We start from the raw sequence: 1,334 nt of genomic DNA, 5'->3' as shown, positions 1-1,334 counted from the left end.
ATGAGCGACAACAGCACGCAGCAAGGATTAGCGGGGCACGGAGCTTTTTTCCAGGACACAAACTTATCGGCCAACGAAGCGGAAGCGGCCACGGCATGGGTACGCAGTCACGTAGACCGTCGCACCATGGACCTGGGCGAGCGTATGGACGACATTCGCGAGCACATGTGGGCACTGGAAAAAGAAGGTGAAATCATTGTTCACCGCATCACCGATGACCACAAGCCCATTGAAGTAGACACCCTCTATGGTTGGAAAAAGCGGGTTCCCACCAACCAGCTCTGGCATCACAAGAGCTGTGGCCAGTGTGGCAACATCCCCGGCTATCCCACCAGCCTGCTCTGGTTCATGAACCACTTTGGCACGGATTATCTCGACGAAACCGACCAGACCTCCTGCACCGCCTGGAACTACCACGGCTCCGGCATCGGCAATGTCGAATCCCTCGCCGCCGTCTTCCTGCGCAACTTCCATCAGGCCTATGTCTCCGGCAAGCAGCACGGCTATGAAAACGGCCACTTCTTCCCGCTGGTCCACTGCGGCACCTCCTTCGGCAACTACAAGGAAATTCGCAAGTATCTGGTGGAATCTGCCGAACTGCGCGAAAAGGTCAAGAAAATCCTCGGCAAACTCGGTCGTCTGGTCGATGGCAAAATTGTCATTCCTGAAGAAGTCGTCCACTACAGTGAATGGCTGCACGTCATGCGCAATCGCATTGCCAGCGAGTTGCAGACCATCGACATGAGCAACATCCGGGTTACCACCCATGCGGCCTGTCACTATTACAAGATGGTTGCTGAAGACGCGATTTACGACAACAGCATTCTCGGTGGCAACCGCACCGCAGTGGGCACCTCGGTCGCCCAGGCGCTGGGTGCGCAGGTTATCGACTACTCCACCTGGTATGACTGCTGTGGCTTTGGCTTCCGGCACATCATTTCCGAGCGCGAATTCACCCGCAGCTTCACCATGAACCGCAAGATCAAGGTTGCCCGGGAAGAAGCCAACGCCGACGTCATGATTGGCATCGACACCGGCTGTATCACCACCATGGACAAGAACCAGTGGATCGGCAAGGCCCATGACATGAACTACAGCATCCCGATCATTGCGGACGTGCAGCTGGCCGCCCTGGCCTGTGGTGCCGATCCCTTCAAGATCGTCCAGCTCCAGTGGCATGCTTCACCCTGTGAAGATCTGGTGGAAAAAATGGGCATCAGCTGGGACAAGGCCAAAGCCGACTTCCAGGAATACCTCAAACAGGTCGAACAGGGTAATGTGGAATACCTCTACAACCCCGAACTCGCCACTAACCAAAATATCAACATGAAAGC

Annotated in this window: 1 protein-coding gene; it reads left to right on the top strand. The window is 55.7% G+C overall.

Annotated features, from left to right (window positions below; all coding sequences use genetic code 11):
* Positions 1-1,334: heterodisulfide reductase-related iron-sulfur binding cluster (locus tag HJG40_RS01205; RefSeq protein WP_215862508.1), on the top strand; the 1,334-nt coding region annotated here is incomplete at both ends.

The sequence above is a fragment of the Acidithiobacillus concretivorus genome, assembly GCF_018853445.1.
Lineage (GTDB): Bacteria > Pseudomonadota > Gammaproteobacteria > Acidithiobacillales > Acidithiobacillaceae > Acidithiobacillus > Acidithiobacillus concretivorus.
This window is presented reverse-complemented; position numbering and strand designations above follow the sequence as displayed.